The sequence below is a fragment of the Neisseria sp. HMSC058F07 genome, from assembly GCF_001810035.1.
In the GTDB taxonomy this organism is placed as follows: domain Bacteria; phylum Pseudomonadota; class Gammaproteobacteria; order Burkholderiales; family Neisseriaceae; genus Neisseria; species Neisseria perflava.
The window spans coordinates 1-478 of record NZ_KV799695.1; the positions used below are offsets into that span (position 1 = coordinate 1).

Sequence of the window (478 nt, forward strand, 5' to 3'; positions counted from 1 at the left end):
CGCGATACCTGAAAAACAAACACCAGCCCTGCCCCGCGTGTGGAGGGAAAGACCGTTTCAGATATGACGACAAAGACGGAAACGGCACATTCATTTGTAGCCATTACAACAACGGCGCGGGCGATGGTTTCGGCTTGGTAATGCACTTTTTCGGGTGTGATTTTCAGACGGCCTTAAAGCAGGTTTCAGGCGTTTTAGGCATGGACAATGCAAACCCCTTGCCTATACCGCCCAAACGCCCACAAGCGCAGCCACGCCCCGAAAAAGACCAAATCGAGGAACTGGCCGCATTGTGGAGAAGCACAGAACCTATCCGCCCCGATTCCCCTGTTATCCAGTATTTGAAATCACGCGGTTTGGAGATGGCGCATTTACCCGAAAACGTCCGTTTCCTACCTGAAAAAGACTATTGGACAACGGGCGCGGATAAGCCGCTTTTGCTTGGCCGTTTCCCCTGTATGGTTTGCGCTATCCGCGA

General features: G+C 52.5%; 1 protein-coding gene. It reads left to right on the plus strand.

Features of this window, described 5'->3' with window-relative positions; all coding sequences use genetic code 11:
- Positions 1–478: primase-helicase zinc-binding domain-containing protein (locus tag HMPREF2696_RS07300; protein ID WP_305799936.1), on the plus strand; the 478-nt coding region annotated here is incomplete at both ends.